17 protein-coding genes are annotated in these 19486 nt (G+C 65.0%); 7 read left to right on the forward strand and 10 right to left on the reverse strand.

The window, feature by feature from the left end; genetic code table 11:
* Window positions 1–66: 66 nt before the first annotated feature.
* The 6 genes from CA260_RS01515 to CA260_RS01540 all read right to left on the reverse strand — a co-directional run bounded on the left by CA260_RS01515 (window position 67) and on the right by CA260_RS01540 (window position 7865).
* The gene (locus CA260_RS01515; protein ID WP_111980703.1) at window positions 67–840 is read right to left on the reverse strand and encodes a glutaminyl-peptide cyclotransferase; all 774 of its coding nucleotides are present in this window, start codon (window positions 838–840) and stop codon (window positions 67–69) included.
* Window positions 841–881: 41 nt separating this feature from the next.
* Window positions 882–2258, reverse strand: coding sequence for an ATP-dependent RNA helicase DbpA (gene dbpA / locus CA260_RS01520; RefSeq protein ID WP_111982952.1), 1377 nt, complete (start codon window positions 2256–2258; stop codon window positions 882–884).
* A 41-nt stretch (window positions 2259–2299) separates the two neighbouring features.
* The gene (locus CA260_RS01525) at window positions 2300–3739 is read right to left on the reverse strand and encodes a sugar porter family MFS transporter (RefSeq protein ID WP_111980704.1); all 1440 of its coding nucleotides are present in this window, start codon (window positions 3737–3739) and stop codon (window positions 2300–2302) included.
* 1563 nt (window positions 3740–5302) lie between these two features.
* Window positions 5303–6022 carry a 23S rRNA pseudouridine(2604) synthase RluF gene (gene rluF, locus CA260_RS01530; protein WP_111980705.1) on the reverse strand — a complete coding sequence of 240 codons (720 nt, stop codon included), beginning with the start codon at window positions 6020–6022 and terminating at the stop codon, window positions 5303–5305.
* Window positions 6023–6135: 113 nt separating this feature from the next.
* Window positions 6136–6909, reverse strand: coding sequence for an ABC transporter permease (locus tag CA260_RS01535; RefSeq protein WP_111980706.1), 774 nt, complete (start codon window positions 6907–6909; stop codon window positions 6136–6138).
* Complete coding sequence (locus CA260_RS01540) at window positions 6906–7865, reverse strand: ABC transporter ATP-binding protein (protein WP_111982953.1); 960 nt, start codon at window positions 7863–7865, stop codon at window positions 6906–6908. Before CA260_RS01540 ends, CA260_RS01535 begins: the two co-directional genes overlap by 4 nt.
* 94 nt (window positions 7866–7959) lie before the next feature.
* Between CA260_RS01540 and CA260_RS01545 the strand changes: the two genes are divergently transcribed.
* Together CA260_RS01545 and CA260_RS01550 are read left to right on the forward strand one after the other, a co-directional pair.
* Entirely contained in the window at window positions 7960–8703 is a 744-nt protein-coding gene (locus tag CA260_RS01545; protein ID WP_111980707.1) for an FAD-binding oxidoreductase, read from the forward strand.
* Window positions 8704–8968: 265 nt separating this feature from the next.
* Window positions 8969–9301, forward strand: a complete 333-nt coding sequence (locus CA260_RS01550) for a hypothetical protein (RefSeq protein WP_111980708.1) — start codon at window positions 8969–8971, stop codon at window positions 9299–9301.
* Between the two features lie 22 nt (window positions 9302–9323).
* On the opposite strand, the gene CA260_RS01555 is transcribed toward CA260_RS01550, so the two are convergent.
* The 4 genes from CA260_RS01555 to CA260_RS01570 form a co-directional block, all read right to left on the reverse strand.
* A complete protein-coding gene (locus tag CA260_RS01555; RefSeq protein ID WP_146745267.1) occupies window positions 9324–10379 on the reverse strand; it encodes a fimbrial protein in 1056 nt (351 codons plus the stop codon).
* Window positions 10376–13108: a fimbria/pilus outer membrane usher protein gene (locus CA260_RS01560; RefSeq protein ID WP_111982954.1), complete on the reverse strand. Its 2733-nt coding sequence runs from the start codon at window positions 13106–13108 to the stop codon at window positions 10376–10378. Before CA260_RS01560 ends, CA260_RS01555 begins: the two co-directional genes overlap by 4 nt.
* Window positions 13109–13146: 38 nt before the next feature.
* A complete protein-coding gene (locus CA260_RS01565; protein ID WP_111980710.1) occupies window positions 13147–13896 on the reverse strand; it encodes a fimbrial biogenesis chaperone in 750 nt (249 codons plus the stop codon).
* Between the two features lie 67 nt (window positions 13897–13963).
* Window positions 13964–14497 carry a fimbrial protein gene (locus CA260_RS01570; protein WP_111980711.1) on the reverse strand — a complete coding sequence of 178 codons (534 nt, stop codon included), beginning with the start codon at window positions 14495–14497 and terminating at the stop codon, window positions 13964–13966.
* Window positions 14498–14961: 464 nt separating this feature from the next.
* Here CA260_RS01570 and CA260_RS01575 point away from each other — a divergent pair, with 464 nt between their 5' ends.
* The 5 genes from CA260_RS01575 to CA260_RS01595 are packed head-to-tail and all read left to right on the forward strand — an operon-like array spanning window position 14962 to window position 19328.
* Entirely contained in the window at window positions 14962–15570 is a 609-nt protein-coding gene (locus CA260_RS01575; RefSeq protein ID WP_146745268.1) for a hypothetical protein, read from the forward strand.
* The gene (locus CA260_RS01580) at window positions 15567–15761 is read left to right on the forward strand and encodes a helix-turn-helix transcriptional regulator (protein ID WP_172461693.1); all 195 of its coding nucleotides are present in this window, start codon (window positions 15567–15569) and stop codon (window positions 15759–15761) included. The genes CA260_RS01575 and CA260_RS01580 overlap by 4 nt, the downstream gene beginning before the upstream one ends.
* A 53-nt stretch (window positions 15762–15814) precedes the next feature.
* Window positions 15815–17392, forward strand: coding sequence for an alpha/beta hydrolase (locus CA260_RS01585; RefSeq protein WP_111980713.1), 1578 nt, complete (start codon window positions 15815–15817; stop codon window positions 17390–17392).
* Window positions 17389–18123: an ATP-binding cassette domain-containing protein gene (locus tag CA260_RS01590; RefSeq protein WP_111980714.1), complete on the forward strand. Its 735-nt coding sequence runs from the start codon at window positions 17389–17391 to the stop codon at window positions 18121–18123. Before CA260_RS01585 ends, CA260_RS01590 begins: the two co-directional genes overlap by 4 nt.
* The gene (locus CA260_RS01595) at window positions 18120–19328 is read left to right on the forward strand and encodes an ABC transporter permease (RefSeq protein ID WP_172461694.1); all 1209 of its coding nucleotides are present in this window, start codon (window positions 18120–18122) and stop codon (window positions 19326–19328) included. Before CA260_RS01590 ends, CA260_RS01595 begins: the two co-directional genes overlap by 4 nt.
* Window positions 19329–19486: the final 158 nt, after the last annotated feature.

Consider the following 19486-nt stretch of genomic DNA (forward strand, 5'->3'; position numbering starts at 1 on the left):
AGTCGACAGCCGACTTTAGCGCCGCCCGCCAGGCACGCCCCATGCCGAATGGCAGGGGTGGGCAGCCTAGTGGCCGGGCGGCACCAAGGTGATCTCGAACAGCTTGGGCCACCGCTTGCCAGTCACGAACAGACGGTCGTGCTGGGCGTCGTAGGCGATGCCGTTGAGCACGTCGTTGGTCGGGTCGGGCAGCTTGCCGATATCGAACAGGCCGGTGAGGTCGATCCAGCCCTTGACATGGCCGGTGGCCGGGTCGATGCGGGCAATGCGATCGGTCATCCACACGTTGGCGTAAATCTCGCCCTTCACCCATTCCAGCTCGTTGAGGTTGAGCACGGGCTGACCGTTGTCGGTGACGTTGATGGTGTCCACCACCGCCAAGGTCTCGGGATCGAGGATCTGCAGTTTCGATGAGCCGTTGCTCATGTAGATCTGCTTGTCATTGCGCGTGAGCGCCCAGCCTTCGCCGCTGTAGTAGAAGGTACGCTTCTGCGCGAACGTCCGCGTGTCATAGACGAAGCCCAGCTGATCCTTCCAGGTCAGCTGCACGATGTGCGGGCCCCAGTCCACGATGCCTTCGCCGAAATACTGCGCCGGCAGGTCGTGGCGCTGCACCACCTTGCCGCTTTCCAGCTCGACCTTGCGCACCGTCGATTCGCCGGCTTCGCCCGTGCTCTCGTAGAGATAGCCGTCCTTGTAGAAGAGGCCTTCGGTGTAGGCCGAGACGTCGTGCGGATAGGTATGCACCACGCGATAGCCGTACACCGGCGTCGCTGCCTGCACGGGCAGGGCAACCACGAGTGCACCGAGTGTGGCGGCGCAGGCAAGCCAGCGGATCATCCGGGGACTCCTCAGGGTGGAACGCGGATGGTACACGCCGCTCAATGCAGCGTGCGCACGCGGAAATTGCGTCCCTTGATCTTGCCGGCACGCAGGCGCTCCAGCGCCTTGTTCGCAAGATCCCGCCGGATCGCGACATACGCACGGGTGGCGAATACGTCGATCTTGCCGATGTCCTTGGCGTCGAGGCCCGCATCGCCGGTGAGCGCGCCGAGGATGTCGCCGGGGCGCAGCTTGTCCTGGCGACCGGCGTCGATCACCAGCGTGCGCATCGGCGCAAGATTGAGCTGCTTGCCGCGCGGCGGCGCCACCTTCAGCGAGTGCCAAGGCAGCGGCTGGCCGAGCTGGTCTTCGATATTGAGCGCCTTGGGGCGCTCGCGTGGTGTCACCAGCGTGATCGCGAGGCCGGCTTCGCCCGCGCGACCGGTGCGACCCACACGATGCGTGTGCGTGTCCGGATCGTGGGCGATGTCGTAGCTCACCACCAGCGGCAGGCCGGCGATATCCAGGCCGCGCGCGGCGACATCGGTGGCGACCAGGATCGAGCAGCTGCGGTTGGCGAACTGCACCAGCACCTCATCACGATCGCGCTGCTCCATGTCGCCGTGCAGCGCCAACGCGGAGAAGCCGCGCTTGTCCAACTCGTCCGCCACGGCATCCACGTCCTTGCGCATGTTGCAGAACACCAGTGCGTGCTGCGCGTGCTCCTTGCCCAGCAGCTGCGCCAACGCGTCGATCTTCTGTGCCGGTTCCACCTCGTGGAAGCGCTGCTCGATGGTGGACTCCTCGTGCGGTGCTTCCACCGTCACCTCCACCGGCTCACGCTGCAGGCGCTTGCTTACCTGGCGGATCTCTTCGGCATACGTCGCCGAGAACAGCAGTGTCTGATGATGCTTGGCAATGCGCCCGACGATATCGTCGATCGCCTCGCTGAACCCCATGTCGAGCATGCGATCCGCCTCGTCGAGCACCAGCACCTTGATGCCGCCGCCGTGCAGGCTGCCGCGCTTGAGATGCTCCTGCACGCGTCCCGGCGTGCCGACCACGATGTGCGGATCGTGCGTGAGCGACGCGAGCTGCGGCCCCAGGGGCATGCCGCCGCACAAGGTGAGCAGCTTCACGTTGGGGATATTGGCCGCCAGCTTGCGGATCGACTTGCTGACCTGGTCGGCCAGTTCGCGCGTAGGGCACAGCACCAGCGCCTGCAGCCGGATGGTGGATACGTCCAGGCTTTGCAGCAGGCTCAGGCCAAAAGCGGCGGTCTTGCCGCTGCCGGTGCGGGCCTGCGCGATCACGTCGCGGCCCTCCAGCATGGGCGGCAGGCTCTGGGCCTGCACCGGGGTCATCTCGGTGTAACCGAGGGTCTCCACGCTGGCGAGCAGCGCGGGCTTGAGCGGGAGCGTGCGGAAATCAGTCATGCGCCATGATCGCATCTACGCGTTCATGGCGCATGAAAACCTCAGCCCTGCATCTGTTCCAGCTCCATGCCCTTGGTCTCGCGCACGGCCTTGGCCACGAAGATCAGCGAAATCAGCGCGAACGCCGCATACAGGCCGTAGGCGAAGCTCAGGCCCACTTCGGCCAGCGCCGGGAAGCTGCTGGTGATGATGAAGTTGGCGATCCACTGCGCGGCGGCGGCCACGGCCAGTGCGATCGCACGGATGCGGTTGGGGAACATCTCGCCCAGCAGCACCCACACCATCGGGCCCCAGCTCAGGCCGAAGAACACGACATAGGCGTTGGCCGAAACCAGCGCCACCATGTTCCATGGCGAGGGCAGGCTCAGCGTGGCGCCGCTGCCAGTGGCCTGCGAGAAGCACCAGGCCATGGCGGCGAGCGTGACGGTCATGCCGGCCGAGCCGATGATGAGCAATGGCTTGCGGCCGATGCGGTCCACCAGCGCGATCGCCACCAGCGTCACCAGCACGTTCACCACCGAGGTCGCCACGGTGATCGAGAACGAATCGGCTTCGCTGAAGCCCACCGAATGCCATAAGGTGGACGAGTAGTAGAAGATGACGTTGATGCCGACGAACTGCTGGAACACCGACAGCAGGATGCCGATCCACACCACCGGCAACAGGCCGAAGCGCGGACCCCGCAGGTCGCGCAGGCGAGGACGGTACTCCGATTGCAGGCTGTCCTGGATGTCCTTCACCTTGGCGTTGAGCGCGGCCTCGTTGCGCATGTCCAGTACGCGCCGCAGCACGTCATGCGCTTCGGCGAGGCGACCCTTCGCCACGAGATGGCGCGGCGATTCCGGCACGCCGAGCACCAGCGATCCGTAGATCAGCGCCGGCACCACGGCGACCAGGAACATCCAGCGCCATGCAGCCAAGCCCAGCCACAAGGGATGCGCCGCGCCGCCGGCGGAACCGGCCAGCCATGCATCGCTGAGCAGCGCCGCGAAGATGCCGAGCACGATGGCGAGCTGCTGCAGCGAACCCAGGCGCCCGCGCACGGCGGCGGGCGAGACTTCCGCGATATAGGTCGGCGCGATCACCGAAGCCATGCCGACGCCGATGCCGCCAACGAGACGCCAGAACACCAGGCTCGCCACGCCGGACACCAGGCCCGAGCCGAGCGCGCTGAGTGCGAGGAACAATGCCGCGACCTGCATGCTGCGCACGCGACCGAAGCGGTCCGCCAGCGGACCCGCGTACCACGCGCCCACCGCCGAACCGAGCAGTGCGCACGACACGGCAAAGCCGATCTGTCCCGCACCCAGCCCGAAATTGCCGCGCACCGCGTCGACCGCGCCGTTGATCACTGCGGTATCGAAACCGAACAGGAAACCACCAAGCGCTGCAGCGGCAGCGATCAGGACCACGCGCGCCGTGGCGTGCTGGCCGAGATCCTCGACCGCATTGCCCGGCTTGTCAGTCGTATTGAGATTCATCGCCTCTCCCCATGAAAGTCCGGCGATTCTGCGCTGGCAGTCGCCTAGCTTCGAAGTGAATACGTATGCACTAGAGGGGGAGGGATGTCGAGGTTTTGTTGAATGACGGGAGGATGATGCAGGCGCGCAATGGTTGGGGTTGTTGTGTGACGTGAGCTGTGGGTGGTTTTGGGGCGGTGGATGTGCGTGGATTGTTGCGATGCAATATTGCTGGTGGTGTTTTTTCGGGTTGCGATCGCTCGTACTTCAGTCGATCGGCTTCCGCAGCTCTTTTGTAGGAGCGCACCTTGTGCGCGACAGCCTTTCGCGCCGGTCTACATGTTTTCGGTTTTGCTTAGTCGCTATGGCCTTCGGTTGCTGTGCTGCCGCTAGGTTGCCGCTTACGACCGAAGGGAGTCCCTGTGGGACGCAGCGGGCGTTTCGATCTCCTGCCGGCGACGCGAAGCTAGTCCCAGTGGGATGCCGGGAAGCTATTCTCGTGGGACGCTCGAGTCACTTTTCTTTTGCTGGCCCACGCACGCGCTCTTGGCGTGCGAACGGCGAAGCCGGCTCGCACGCGGGGAGGCGCCATGGATGGCGCCGGCTTTGAGGAGCGAGGAAGGGCGTAGGGCGGAACGCCCGGAGTCAAAGTCCCACGGGATTAGCTTCGCGTCAAAAGTAACCCAAAGAAAATGGCCTTTTAGAGCCAAGGCTCTTAGTACGTGGGATAGAAGCGTCGGAGGGCCGGGGACAGCCTTGGTCCGCTCGTTACTACCTCGAACGAAGCGGCTACACCGCAACGCGCCGTAGCGAAGAGGGCTTAAAGCAGCTTCGCTGGCCGGCGCGGGAATCTAGGAGTTGTCGCACCCAATCCCCTCTCCCCTCCGGGGAGAAAGCTGGGGTGAGGGGCAGGTGCTCGCGAACACCTTGCTTACCTCTGTAGGAGCGCACCCAGTGCGCGACCGCAGTGTTACGACGTACCTCGTCTTGCACCATCGCGACAATCGCGAATAGAGGCAACCATGCCAGTGCGCGGTCGCGCACTGGGTGCGCTCCTACAACGGGGCCGCAGGCTTCGCGAAGCGATGTGCCGCGAAGCGGCACGAGCCTTCGCTGAATCCCCTGTGTGGCGGTGAGGGGCGGACGATCAGGCCCCGTAGGGGTGCCCGACAGGGATGGCAGGCACTTTTCGTCCGGGCAGGAGCTCGGTCGAAAAGCCCGGCCGCCCCTCACGGCTGGCTTGGGGGTAGCTCACACAGTGCCATAAGGGGTGCCGTTCTCTTTGGCATTGCCACCTTTACGGTGGTTACTTTCTCTTGGGCAAGCAAGAGAGAGTGACCCGGCCTTCGGCAGGAGGACCGCCACCCCACAGGGACTCCCTTCGGTCGCAGGCGAGCCAAGTCGCGATATCGGCTGATAGCGAACGCTCTGCATTCATCAAATTGACGAACATGCAGTCCGCCGCGAAAGGCTGTCGCGCACTGGGTGCGCTCCTACAAAAGAAGAGGCGTCAGCTATGAAAAGAGGGAGCCGGTAACCAGCAACGGCATCAAGCGGCGGCGCAGCCAATCACCACATCCATCATCACCATTGCGTCCGATTCGGCAACAACCCCTTCAACTCCGCCTCGGTCAGATTCCGCCACTGCCCCGGCTTCAAATGTCCCAGCTTCACATTGATGATGCGCACGCGCCGCAGCTGCGTCACGCGATAGCCGAACTCGGCCGACATCAGGCGGATCTGGCGATTCAGGCCTTGCGTGAGGATGATCGCAAAGCCGAACTTGGCGACCTTGCGCACCTTGCAGGGCTTGGTCATCTGGCCATGAATGCGCACGCCACGCGCCATGCCCTTGAGGAATTCATCGGTGACGGGCTTGTTCACCGCCACCAGGTATTCCTTCTCGTGATTGTTCTCGGTGCGAAGGATCTCGTTGACGATGTCGCCGTTGCTGGTCAGCAGGATCAGGCCTTCCGAATCCTTGTCCAACCGGCCGATCGGAAAAATACGTTCCTTGTGATCGACGAAGTCGACGATGTTGTCCTTCACCGTCTGGTCGGTGGTGCAGGTCACACCCACCGGCTTGTTCAGCGCGATGTAGACGCCGCGCTTGGCCGACGGCGTCGCGGCGAGGATGCGCGCCTTGACGATCTCGCCGTCCACGCGCACCTCATCGCCCTCCAACGCCTTGGCGCCGGTGGTGACGACTTCGCCGTTGATGGTGACGCGGCCGGCGAGCAGCAGTTCGTCCGCTTCGCGACGGGAGCAGAGGCCGGCTTCGCTGATGTATTTGTTGACGCGCATGGATGGATCTTTGTTCTTACTGTAGGAGCGCACCCAGTGCGCGAAAGCCAGGCAAAGCGGTGCATGGCAACTCTGCGGTCGCGCACTGGGTGCGCTCCTACGAGGTCATGCCTTTACGAACGCAGCCCCACGCCGCGCTTGAGTAGATGCAGCGCCACGGCGCTCAAGCCGATGACGAACACCAGCATCACCGCGAACGCCACGCCGATCTGCACGTCGCTGACGCCCAGCACGCCGAAGCGGAATGCGTTCACCATGTACAGGATGGGGTTGACCATGGAGATGCTGCGCCACGGTTCGCCCAGCAGGTCCACCGAATAGAACACGCCGCCGAGGTAGGTGAGGGGGGTGAGCACGAAGGTGGGCACGAGGGCGATGTCGTCGAACTTCTTGGCGAACACCGCGTTGACGAAGCCCGCCAGCGAAAACACCGTCGCGCCCAGCAGCACCGACAGGAAGGTGATGATCGGATGCGCGACGTGCAGATCGGTGAAGAACAGCGCGATCAGCAGCACCAATGCACCCACCACCAGGCCACGCGCGACGGCACCGGTGACGTAGCCGAGCAGGATCACCCAGTTGGGCATGGGCGACACCAGCATCTCTTCCACGGCGCGGCTGAACTTGGCACCGAAGAACGAGCTGGAGATGTTGCCGTAGCTGTTGGTGATGATGCTCATCATCACCAGGCCCGGCACGATGTACTGCATGTAGGTGAAGCCGTGCATCTGGCCGATGCGGCTGCCGATCAGCTTGCCGAAGATCACGAAGTACAGCGTCATGGTGATCGCGGGCGGGATCAGCGTCTGCGTCCAGATGCGCATGATGCGCGAGATCTCGCGGCGGACGATGGTGTTGAGCGCGACAAGATTGGCGGCGCCGTTCATGCGATTTTCTCCACGGTGTCCTTCGTGGTTCGGCCGTTCTCGACCAGTCGCACGAACAGTTCTTCCAGACGGTTGGTCTTGTTGCGCATCGAGGTCACCGTCATGCCCTGGCTGGACAACGCGGCGAACAGCGAGTTGAGATCATGCGAGCGGGACATTTCCGCTTCCAGCGTGTGCTCGTCGAGGCGGCGCAGCGTGATGCCGGGAATGGCGGGCAGTTCGGCCGGCACATGGTTGATGTCCAGCACGAAGGTTTCCACGTCCAGTGAGGCCAGCAGGCGCTTCATCGAGGTGTTCTCCACGATGGTGCCGTGGTCAATGATGGCGATGTTGCGGCAGAGTTGCTCGGCCTCCTCGAGGTAATGCGTGGTGAGGATCACCGTGGTGCCGGCGGCGTTGATGCCGCTGACGAACTGCCACATCGAGCGGCGGATCTCGATGTCCACGCCCGCGGTGGGTTCGTCGAGGATGAGCAGCTTGGGCTCGTTCATCATCGCGCGGGCGATCATGAGGCGACGCTTCATGCCGCCGGAGAGCATGCGTGCCTGGTGATGCGCCTTGTCCCACAGGCGCAGCTCCTTGAGGTACTTCTCGGCGCGCTCGATGGCGATCTTGCGGGGAATGCCATAGAAGCCGGCCTCGTTCACGCAGATGTCGAAGGGCTTTTCGAACTGGTTGAAGTTGATTTCCTGGGGCACCAGGCCGATCAGCTGCATGGCCTTGCCGCGCTGCTTGTTCACCGATACGCCGAACACTTCGGCGTCGCCGCCGCTGGCGTTCACCAGCGAGGACAGGATGCCGATCAGGGTGGATTTGCCGGCGCCGTTGGGGCCGAGCAGGGCGAAGAAATCGCCGGGCTGGACCGTGAGACTGATGCCTTTGAGGGCTTCGACGCCGTTGCTGTAGGTCTTGCGCAGGTTATCGACGACCAGCGCGGGTGTGGCAGGAGAGGACATGAGCTGCACCGAAGGGGCTAGCCTTTTATTATACGGGGCTTGCCCGGGCCGTCCGGCGCGGCGTCGCGATCACTTTGTTTCCCCCGGGATATTCATGGCAGACCATTTCCAGCTCCGTCTCGTCGACAGCACCATGCTGGCGCCCACCGTGCGCCATATGGCTTTCGAGCGCGCAGACGGGCAGCCGTTGGCGTTTGTGCCCGGGCAATTCCTGCAGATCCACTTTCACTATGAAGACGGCGTGGCCACCAAGCGCAGCTACTCGGTAGGCACGGTGGGCGATGGCTCGTCGCCGGTGCAGCGCATCGAGATCGCGGTGAGCTACGTGGAAGGCGGTGCCGCCACCAGGCTGCTGGGCGAGTTGCCGATCGGCGGCGTGATCGACGCCAGCGGCCCCTACGGGCGCTTCTGCCTGCAGGCCGGCGACACCAATGGCCGCTACCTGCTGCTGGCCACCGGCACGGGCGTCACGCCCTACCGCGCGATGCTCCCGCAGATCGCCGAGCTGGTGAAGCGGGGCCGCGAGGTCGTGTTGTTGTATGGCGCCCGCAACGAGACCGAGCTGCTCTACGGCGAGGAATTCGAGGCCTTCGCGAAGGCCAATCCCGGCTTTTCGTTCTACGGCTGCCTGAGCCGCCAGCCGCGCGACGTGCCGCGGCCGAATGATCGCCCGGGCCACGTGCAGACGGTGCTGGCCGAGCTCGCCCCTACGGCCGAGCGTGACATCGCCTACCTGTGCGGCAACCCCAACATGGTCGACGCGGCTTTTGCCGCCCTGAAGGAATCCGGCCTGCCGGTGGCGCAGATTCGCCGTGAGAAGTACATCTCCTCACGTTGATTGGCAGGAGCGCTTCCTAAACCCTTGTTGAACAAAGTGCTCAAGTTCGACTGAGGCCGGCCGCTAACGAGTCAGCCGCGGCGATGCCCCTCGCCGCTTCCCCAACCAGCCTTCCCCGGGTCGTTTTCCCGACACCCGCCAAAAGCGTGACGCAGTTCACGCTGTGAACACCTGCCCGGGTTTCCGATATCAAGCCCCGGAAACCCACGCCGATAGATCCCATCAGTACCGCCTCTTTCCGAAGGCAGTACGGGAAGGGGCATTTATGAAGGGCTGGATTCGCTGGACCTGGATCGGATGCGTAGTCGCCTTGGCGCTGGGCGTGCCGGTGGCGCATGCGCAGGGCGGCACGATCACCTTTGTCGGTGCGATCGCGGCACCCACGTGCGGTGCGATGGCGGTATCGGAAGCAGCGCCCAATGCTTTGCGAGGCGGATGCGGCGCGCCACTGGCGAGCGTTGCATCGCGCTCTTCGGTTTATCGGCAGTCCACGGTGTCACTTGAGGACGCCACGCAGGCGCACGATCGCCTGCTGATGTATTTCGCGACCTATGCCGACGCGGGCGAGGCCCATCTGGTGACGCGTACCTACGAGTGACCGTGCGGCAACTCCGCCTCCGTCACTTGTAGGTCATGGTGAACGTCGCGGTGGCACATACCGGCCCGGGCGTCACGGTGGAACCGGTCTGGTAGTACTGCGCGTAGTAGGGAATGGTCAGCGTACCGTTGGGCGAGTTGCCCAGCGATTGGCCGGTGCTGGTCAGCGGCATCGGCGACATCGATGATTGCAGCACCTGCACACCGACATTGCCGGCAGGCGTGGTTCCGCTGCATGAAGCGCTGGATGAAATCACGCCCTGGCTCGTACTCCATGCCGTGGTGGAAGCCATCGTCATGGTGAGCTTCGCGCCCGACGAACATTGATAGCTGATGTTGAAGGGCGTCAGTCCTGCCACCTGGCCTACACCGCCCAGGGCGGTCGCCGAAATCGTCGGCAACGTCACCGCAAAGGTGTTGTCGTCGCCGCCGTTGAGCGCGCAGCTCGCATTCGAAAGTACGGCCGAGTTGGTCGAGAGCGTCGAGATCGCCGATGAACTCGCGGTGATGCCGTAGATGTAGTAGTAGAACTGCATCAACGTGGAGATGGCATTCACCGTGCCCGCGCTGATGTTGCCGGTCTTGATCAACTGGCCCGTGATGGTGAACGACGTGCTGTTCGCGGGATACGTGATGGTCGCAGGCTCCCAGCCCGGCGTCTGGCCGGGGCCGCAGCGCAGGCACGAGTTGTCGGATGCCTGGATCGGGCTGGCGGTCACCTTCAGCGACACGCCGGCCCTGCTGGTCTTGAACATGATGCCGCCGCCGGCGGGCGGATCGTTTGCCGTGTCGCGCGCGGCAAGATTGCCGGCCTGGACGGTAACCGTCTGCCCGAAGGTGCTGCTGTCATAGGGTAGGCCGGTGCAGGTGACGGTGATCGTCGCCTGCACCGGGGGGCCCAGCGGTGCACCTACCGCGGTGTTCGCGGAAATCGTTGCGTCAGGCAGATCAAGCACGGCATTCGTCGATGTGCATTTCACGGCAGCCCATGCACCGGGCGCCCACGTGGCGCACAACAACACCAGCGCGAGCAACGCCAATCGCCGCGCGACGCCTGTCATTCCGAAACGGTGTTTCACGGATGATTCCTCGCGATCTGCGCCATCGTGATCGGCACGGCGCACACCGCATCGATGGTTTCGTACTTCGTGATCTTGCCCTTGGTCTTCGCGCCCAGCTGGTAGGTGAAGGAACAGGTCTGGCTCGCGCCGCCATCGTCCTGCCAGCGCGCGGTCAGTTCACCGGCATCCGCCATGCCGCGAACCAGCGCCTGGCCGCCCTGGCCAACCAGGCCGAGCGCTGTGCCCTTGTCGTCGACCAGTTCCGCACCGAATGGCAGCGCATCGCCATTGGCCTGATGGAGGTGAAGCACCACCGTGCGACCGCTCTGCGTCTTGAACTTCAGCAGCACCACCGAGCCCGCATGCGGAGCCACCTGCGTGCTGGTGGCGTCCATTTGCACGTCGAGCGGCAGACCCTTCGGGTCGATCGCGACCGAGTTGAGCTGGTATGGCGTGAGGTACGGCACGATCGCGTAACCGGAGGCGTCGACGCGTGCGCCCACCGCGTTGACGACGTGCGCGCCAGCCGCGCCCGGCGCGTACACCAGGCCGACGGTATCGCCCAGCGGCTGTCCGAAGGTCACGCCGCCCGAGTGAACGACGATGCCGCCGCTCACGCCTGCCGATTGCTGCGAATAACCGCTGCCGCCACCGGCGCTGGCGTTGAACACGGCGAACGGGCTGCGATAGCTCCCGCTCACGCTGCCCGCGGTGCCGCCGGTTTCGCCGTGCGATGCCGTGGCGCTGTAGTTGAACTCGTTGTTGCTGCCGGCCGAACCGTTGAGCATCGCCTGCTCCTGGTTACCGCCGGTCGCCGTGTGGTTGAACATCAGGTTCAACGACGGCGAATGCCTGCCCGAACCCAGTGGGATATCGAGCGTGAGGTTGTATTCGTTGTCGTAGCGACCGAACGGATCGCGCGTGCGCGTGGCCGAGAGGCTGAAGCCCACGCTCTTGATCGTGTTGCTGTAACCCACCTGGAACTGCGTGTCCGAGCCGTTGCGGTTCCAGTAGTCGCTGATGGAACCGTTGGCGTACAGCTGCCCGCCGCGCTCGCCCAGCTGCTGGTTCAGGGTCAGGCTGAAGCGGTTGCGCTGGCGATCGAGGCCGGTGACATGCAGCAACGGGTTGTAGGTGGTGCCGGCCAGCGCGGCCTGCTGTGCCGGCGTGAGCAGCGTCTGCAGCGCGACGCCATTGATCAGCGTCGCGTCAGACGGGGTGTAGTCCTTGAACGCGTCCAGCCCGCGCAGCGCATAGTCGCGCACGATGGCGGCGTCGCTCAGGCTGAGGAAGCCGCTGGTCGAATAGCGATACGCCGCCACCGACAGCGACGTGCCCGACTGCGGCAGGATCTTGCTGTAGCTCAACCGCACGCTCTGGCCCGACTGCGAGTCGTAGCCGGGAATCTCGGTGCGCGCATGCGTGACGTCGGCGGCGAAGGCGCCATAGCGGGTATTGATCGCGGCGCCGAGCAGCACGGAGGCGTAATCCTGCGCGCCCTGCATGCCGGCATAGCCGGTGACCAGGTTGCTGAAACCGTACTGCAGGGTGCCTTGCAGCACGTTCGGATGGTGCTCGAGCGCGAGGTTGCGCATCTGGCCCGCGGCGACGTCGAAGCGCAGCGTGCCCGGACGCAGCAACTGCGGCACCGAGGCATAGGGCACGCTGAAGCTGCGCACGCGACCGTCGGCCTCGGTCACGGTGACATCGAGGTTGCCGCCGTAGCCGGTCGGGTAGAGATCGTTGATGGTGAACGGGCCCGGCGCCACCGTGGTCTGGTAGATCTGCAGGCCGTTCTGTCGGATGGTCACCAGTGCATTGGTATCCGCCGTGCCGCGGATCACCGGGGCGTAGCCGCGCACCGAATCCGGCAGCATGCGATCGTCCGTGCCCAGCCGCACGCCGCGCAGGCCGTAGCTGTCGTACACGGAGCCGTCGGTGAAGCTGTCGCCGATCGTCAGCTGCGCGCGCAGCGAGGGCACGTCGCGCTGCACGTAGGTGTCGATGTTCTGCCAGCGACGGCGCGCCGGGGTCTTCGACGTGCCCGACTGCCAGCTCAACGTGGAGTCGTGGCGGAAGTGCCAGGCGCCGACATTCACGCCCGCGTTGAGGCCCAGGTACGACGAAGACTGGCTCAGGCCCAGGGCGCTGCTGTGATAGCTGTTGAAGTTGTAGTTGAGAATGCCCGCCGCCACGCCTTCGTCCCAGTATTCCGGGCTCACGTAGCCGCGCGGCGCGCGTCCCAGATAAGCCTGCGGCACGCTGATGTCCAGGCGCAGCTCGGTCATGTCGAAGCTGGCGGTGGCGCCTGGAATCAGCTCGCCAATGCCCACGCAGGCGGACGGGTTCTTCAGCTTCTCCGAGGCTTCGGCCGACTGCGCGGGCGCGCGCAGGCCCATCTGCCGAAACAGCTCCGGCGTAATGCAGGGCACGGCATTGGCGTCGGGCGAGGGCGCGACGAAACGCAGGTCGGTGCGCGCGGTCCAGGTGCCGTTGAGGAATACGTCGGCGTTGTAATTGCCCGGCATGACCGGGTTGCCGTGCTCGAAGCGCGACAGGTCGTTGGTGGTGTTCTGTCCCGCGCCCGAAAGCAGGTTGCGGTCAAAGTCGGCGTAGCTGCTGCTGGCCGATGCATCGGCGCCGACGGATGGGGCCGCGCCGCTGGCGGCCGCCGCGCCGGCGACCGGGGCCCAATGCGCCAGCGCCGCGGCGATCACCACGCACAGAAGCGCGCGCCGGTTCGTCATCGGCTGCGCGAATCCATTCGCGGTGGCGCGCGCCACCGTCACGGCGTGAGCGTGCTCTTGAACGGCGACGGCGCACCGTAATCGTTGATGCAATCGAACTGCACGGTGCTGCCCGCGGCCGGCGCATGCGTCAGGCCGGGCACGGTGAGGCGCAGGTCGGACATCGGCGCCACCATGTCGCCATCGACCTTGAGCGACTGCCCGTTGCTGTCCAGCGTGAGCTCGCTGATGGTGACGTAGTACGGCGTCGGGTTATGCACGACGAGCGCATAGCCCTTGTCCGCGGCCGTCGCCTTGAAGCTGAGTTCGGCGCCGGCCTTGTTCGCGTCGCCAGCGAGGCCGGCGGGGCGGTAGAACAGCTTGAGGCGCGAGCGGATGGCCAGTTGCAGATAGTTCTTGCCCGCGAATTCCTGGCCATTGGGCTTGGGCGGAATTTCCAGGACGTTGAGCCAGAACAACGACTCGCGATCCGTCGGCAGCGGCTGCTTGCCGGCGGAGAAAATGATGCGCAGGCTCTGATCCTTGTGCGCCTCCATGCGGAACAGCGGCGGCGTGATCAGGAACGGCGTGTTCACCTTGTCAGGCGTGGAGTGCTCGTCGCCGGCGTCGATCCATGCTTCGATCAGCGCGGGCGAGGTGTTCTCGTTCGACAGACGCAACGTGACTTCGCCCTCGCTGGCCGGAAAGACCACTCGGGTGCCTGCAATGATCACGTTGGCGTGGGCGCTGGTCAGAGCGAGGCAATAAGCCAGCAGCCCCGTACCTACGGCGCGGAAGAAGCGGTTCATCGTTGGGATCCGAACTGAGGGGTGAAGATCCCGTGGCCGTTGGCCGGCCACGGGATGGCAGTACGACTTACTGGTACTGGATGGTGTAGTTCACCGTGCTGGTCACGGTACCGGCACCGACGGAAGCGGCGGCGGTGTTGTAGTACTGCACGTAGTAGTTCAGCGTGGCGGCGTTCGAGGCGATCGTGGCCGTCGTGGTATTGGCCTGGGTGTTGAGGTTGATCGCGGTCTGCAAGTTGTTCAGCACCTGCAGGTCCACGCCCGTGGCGGCGCCGGTGGTCGCGGTGTTGCTCAGGCGGCCGTTGGCGTTGATGGTCGAGCCCGGTTCGAAGTAGGCCTTCACCACGCCGGTAGCCGAGCAGGCGCTCAGCGCGATGTTGAACGGGGTGGTGCCGGCGACCGTGCCGGCGGTGGTGCCAAGGGCGCTGGCGCCAACGGTCGGCAGGGTGACGGCGAACGAGGCGCCCGTGCCGGCGTTGATGGTGCAGGTGTTGCTGTTGACCTTGCCGTTGAACGTGATGGTGCCGTCGACCGCAGCGGCCGAGAACGCGGCCGTGCCGAGGATCGCGGCCAGAGCGGCGGAAACCAGAATCTTCTTCATACGATGTCCTTTGGTTGAGCGTAAGTAGTTGAAACAAAAACGAGTCAGGCGCTTCCGGACAACTTGGGACATCGCCCCCCGATTGCGCTTTGCGACCGCAGGTTCCTACCTCTGCGGGTAATGACCGGGCCGCTAACCGCCCTAAAGCAACCGCCGTGCCAATGTGATCCCGGTCACAGAAACGGCCACCTGGCCGAAAGTGAGACCTGATTGTTAAGGAGAAGTGACATTTAAGTGAGCCGTAATAGGTCACTTCCGGCGTGCCAAAAGGGGCCCAATGTGCAAATTGGGTCACATTTTCGGAGCCGTCTGATGTCAAAAGGCCTCAAGTTTTTCCGTTGACGTGCCGATACACCACGCCACGTGTCAAGCTTGCTTGACATTGGCATCGGGCGACCGTAGCCTCGCTGTCAAGGCAACTTGACAGTCATGGCGGCCGGCCTAGGCCAACCGGGGGAGACGGCATGGGAACAACGGACACGCGATGGCTGCCGCCAATGCATGCCTGGCCGGCATGGGGACGCTGGCTGGCCATGGCGACCACCGGTGCGTTGCTGGCCGCTGGTTTCTGGCTCATCACGCTAAGCGGCGCCGCGCGGGTACTGGGCCTGGCCCTGCTCGCCGCGGGTATTCCCCTCTCGGTCCACGTGGGGCGAGCCGCGCGCCGGGAGCGCAGCCGCACCGTCGAGCATCGTTACGCCCGTCAATTCATGCCCGCCATGCTCGTCTACATGGTGGTCATGCTCTATGTGTGGCCGATGCAGAAGACCATGGAACCCGGCCTGCTGAAGGTGGCGGCGGCGCTGCTGCCCGTGGTGCCGATCGCCTGGCTGATCGTCGCCTCCATCCGCTATGTGCTGGGCCATGACGAACTGGAGCGGCGCCAGCATTTGGAAGCGCTTGCCATCGGCGTTGCGATCGTCAGCGTGGCCAGCATGGTGCTGGGTTTCCTGGCGGCGGCGAAGCTCATCGTCGTCGATGCATCGCTGGCGCTGCTGCTGATCTACCCCGCGCTGAGCATCACGTATGGCATGACGCATTGCGTGCTGGTCTGGCGCGGCCGCGCGGAATGAACAATCGCGTGCGCGAGCTTCGCAGCGAACATGGCTGGTCGCAGGCCGACCTGGCCGAACGGCTGGACGTGTCGCGGCAGACCGTGAACGCGATCGAGACCGGCAAGTACGACCCGAGCCTGCCACTGGCGTTCAAGATCGCCCGGCTGTTCGGGCTTTCCATCGAATCGATCTTCGAGCCCGCGCCATGAGCGGCGAAGGGCCCGTTACCGTGCAACCCGAATGGACCGAGGGGTAAGCAGACATGGCAATCCAAGGGCGAACTGCCCTGCGCATAGGCATCGTGGCCGTTGGCCTTGCCGCGTTGGGATGGAACCACTTCCGCGCGCGCATGGCGAAAACGACGGATGCGGATGAAACCGCCGTCACCGCACCGGCATCGGCGGCCCAGCCCGCCAAACCGCAGACCTGGCGACTGGGCTCGGTCACGCTCACGCCGTGCGAGCTGGGTCAACCCAACAGCGGGCTTTCCACCGCCGCGTGGTGCGCACCGTTCGAGGTGCCAGAGAACCGCGACGATCCGCAGAGCCGCAAGATCAAGCTCAAGCTCGCGGTGATCCGCAGCAGCGCACAGGTGGCCAGCAAGGACATGCTCGTGATGCTTGCCGGCGGCCCCGGCCAGGCGGCGACGGAATCGTGGCCGGGCGTGTCTACCGCGTTGCAGCCGCTCACCGCGCATCGCCATGTGGTGTTGCTCGACCAGCGTGGCACCGGCGGTTCCCATCCCCTTACCTGCAAGGACGAAAGCGCGGGCCCCGAAGGTGGTGCCGACGCGCTCGATGAGCGACCCGAGAAGGAACGCGAAGAAACCCAGCGCTGCCTCAAGCTGCTCGCGGACAAGGCCGATCCGCGCTACTACACCACCACCGTCGCCGCGCAGGATCTCGAAGACGTGCGCAGGGCGCTCGGTGCGCCGACCTTCGATCTCGTGGGCGTGTCCTACGGCACGCGCATGGCGCAGCAGTACACCATGCGTTATCCCCAGGCCGTGCGCAGCCTGGTGCTCGATGGTGTGGTGCCAAACGAGCTGGTGCTGGGCGAAGACTTCGCGCAGAACCTCGACGCCGCGCTGAAGGCGCAGTTCGCGCGCTGCGAAACGGACGAGGCCTGCCGCAAGCGCTTCAACGATCCGTACCAGACGCTGTACCAGCTGCGCGATGCCTTGCGTGCCAATCCGCACGTGGTGAGCTTTCGCGATCCGCAGAACTACCAGAGTGTGCAGCGCGTGCTGAGCGAGGCGTCGCTTGCCAGTGTGGTGCGCATGTTCGCCTATACGCCGCTCACGGCGGCGCTGTTGCCGCTGTCCATCGATGCGGCCGCGCACGGCGATGTCGGTCCGCTGCTCGGCCAGGCCAAGCTGCTGTCGGGTGACCTGTCCGACACCATGAACGGCGGCATGCAGCTCTCGGTGATCTGCAGCGAAGACGCCGAACTGCTCACGCCGCGCCCGCAGGATGCGCACACCATCCTCGGCACGCGCATGATCGACACGCTGCAGAACGTCTGCTCGGTGTGGCCCAAGGGCACGCGCCCGGATGATTTCCACCAGCCGCTGAAGACCGACAAGCCGGTGCTGCTGCTCTCGGGTGAGTTCGACCCGGTGACGCCGCCGCGCTATGGCGAGCAGGTGGCCAAGAACCTGACGAACTCACGCCATCTCGTGCTCAACGGCCAGGGGCACAACGTGATGAACGCAGGCTGCGCACCGCAGGTCATCAAGCACTTCATCGAAGAGCAGAAGCCCGCGGCGCTGGATGTGAAGTGCCTGGAGCGCCTGCGCGCCACGCCGATGTTCATCGACTTCAACGGAGCCACGCCATGATCGAAGTGAAGGATTTGCACAAGGCGTTCGGCACGGTGAAGGCGGTGGACGGCGTGAGCTTCAAGGCGCGCGACGGCGAGATCACCGGCCTGCTCGGCCCCAACGGCGCCGGCAAGACCACCACGCTGCGCATGCTCTACACGCTGATGAAGCCGGACCGCGGCCAGGTGCTGGTCGACGGTATCGACGCCGCGCAGGATGCGCTGGCGGTTCGTCGCCAGCTCGGCGTGCTGCCCGATGCGCGCGGCCTCTACAAGCGACTCACCGCACGCGAGAACATCGACTACTTCGCGCGACTGCACGGCTTGCCGGAGGATCTGCTGATCACGCGCCGCGAGGCATTGGTGCAGGCGCTGGAGATGGAAGACATCGGTGATCGCCGCACGGAAGGCTTCTCGCAAGGCCAGCGCGTGAAGACGGCGATCGCGCGCGCACTGATCCACGATCCGCGCAACGTCATCCTCGACGAACCCACCAACGGTCTCGACGTGATGGCCACGCGCGCGCTGCGCCAGTTCATGCAACGGCTGAAGGCGGAGGGCCGCTGTGTGCTGTTCTCCAGCCACATCATGCAGGAGGTGGCCGCGTTGTGTGATCGCATCGTCGTGATCGCCAATGGCCGCGTCGTGGCGGACGAATCGCCCGAGGCGTTGCGTGCGCAGACCGGCGAGGCGAACCTGGAAGACGCCTTCGTGAAGATCATCGGCAGCGAAGAGGGACTCGCCGCATGAACATGCCTACCACGCTGTCGATCGGTCGCACGCGCGCCTTCCTCACCGTCTTCCTCAAGGAAGTGAGGGAAAACCTGCGCGACCGCCGCACGCTCACCAGTGCGTTTCTCACCGGACCGCTGCTCGGCCCCATCATCCTGGTGATGCTGCTCAACATCACGCTCAACCGCGAGTTCGACAAGGCGGAAAAACCACTGTCGGTGCCGGTCATCGGCGCGGACTATGCGCCCAACCTCATCGCCGCGCTGAAGGTGGACGGCATCGTGCCAAAGCCGCCCATCGCCAACCCGGAGCTGGCCGTGCGCAAGCAAGATGCCGACGTGGTGCTGCGCATCTCGCCGGACTACGGCAACGCATGGCGCAAGGGCGAGCCGGTGCAGGTGGAGTTGATCTACGACTCCTCGCAGCGCGATGCGAACACGGCGGTCGCGCGCGTGAGCCAGTTGGTGGAAACCTATGCGCGCCAGCAGGGTGCGATGCGGCTTGTAGCGCGCGGCCTGTCGCCCGGCACGGCCTGGCCGGTGATCGCCGCCAAGCGCGACCAGGCCACGGCTCAGGCGCGCGCGGCGCTGATGTTCTCCATCCTGCCGTACTTCTTCGTGCTCACCGTGTTCATGGGCGGCATGTATCTGGCGATCGACCTCACCGCCGGCGAGCGTGAGCGTCAGTCGCTCGAACCGCTGTTCGCCAATCCCGTGCCACGCTGGAAGATCCTTGCCGGCAAGCTGGCGGCGATCTGCGTGTTTTCGGCGGCGAGCCTGCTCATCTCGCTGGCGGCTTTCGCCGTGGTGGGGCGTTTCCTGCCCACCGAGAAGCTGGGCATGGAGCTGGACCTCGGCCTGAACTTCGCCAGCCGCGTGCTGCTGCTGATGCTGCCGCTGATCGTGCTGCTGGCCGCGCTGCAGTCCTTGGTCGCCGCCTTCGCCAAGAGCTATCGCGAGGCGCAGACCTATGTGTCGCTGCTGATGTTCGTGCCGGTGATCCCAAGCATCCTGCTCTCCACCATGCCGATCAAGGCGCAGGCCTGGATGTACGCCGTGCCGCTGCTCGGCCAGCACCTGGGCATCATGCAGCTGCTGCGCGGCGATGGCGTCGATGCGCAACAACTGGGGCTGTGCCTGCTGGGCAGTCTGGCGGCCGCCGTGCTGGGCGTGCTGGTGACGGCGCGGCTGTATCAGTCGGAGCGCCTGGCGATTTCTGGCTGACGCTTGTCTTCCTCTCCCCTCTGGGGAGAGGACTGAGGTGAGGGGCGGGTGCTCGCGGCAGGGTTTCATCGAAGCCCGCTCAGACCTGCGCCACCGCAAGATCGCCCCCTCACCCCAACCCTCTCCCCCAAGGGGAGAGGGAGCTCTCTCGCGGTAAC

The sequence above is a fragment of the Dyella jiangningensis genome, from assembly GCF_003264855.1.
Lineage (GTDB): Bacteria > Pseudomonadota > Gammaproteobacteria > Xanthomonadales > Rhodanobacteraceae > Dyella > Dyella jiangningensis_C.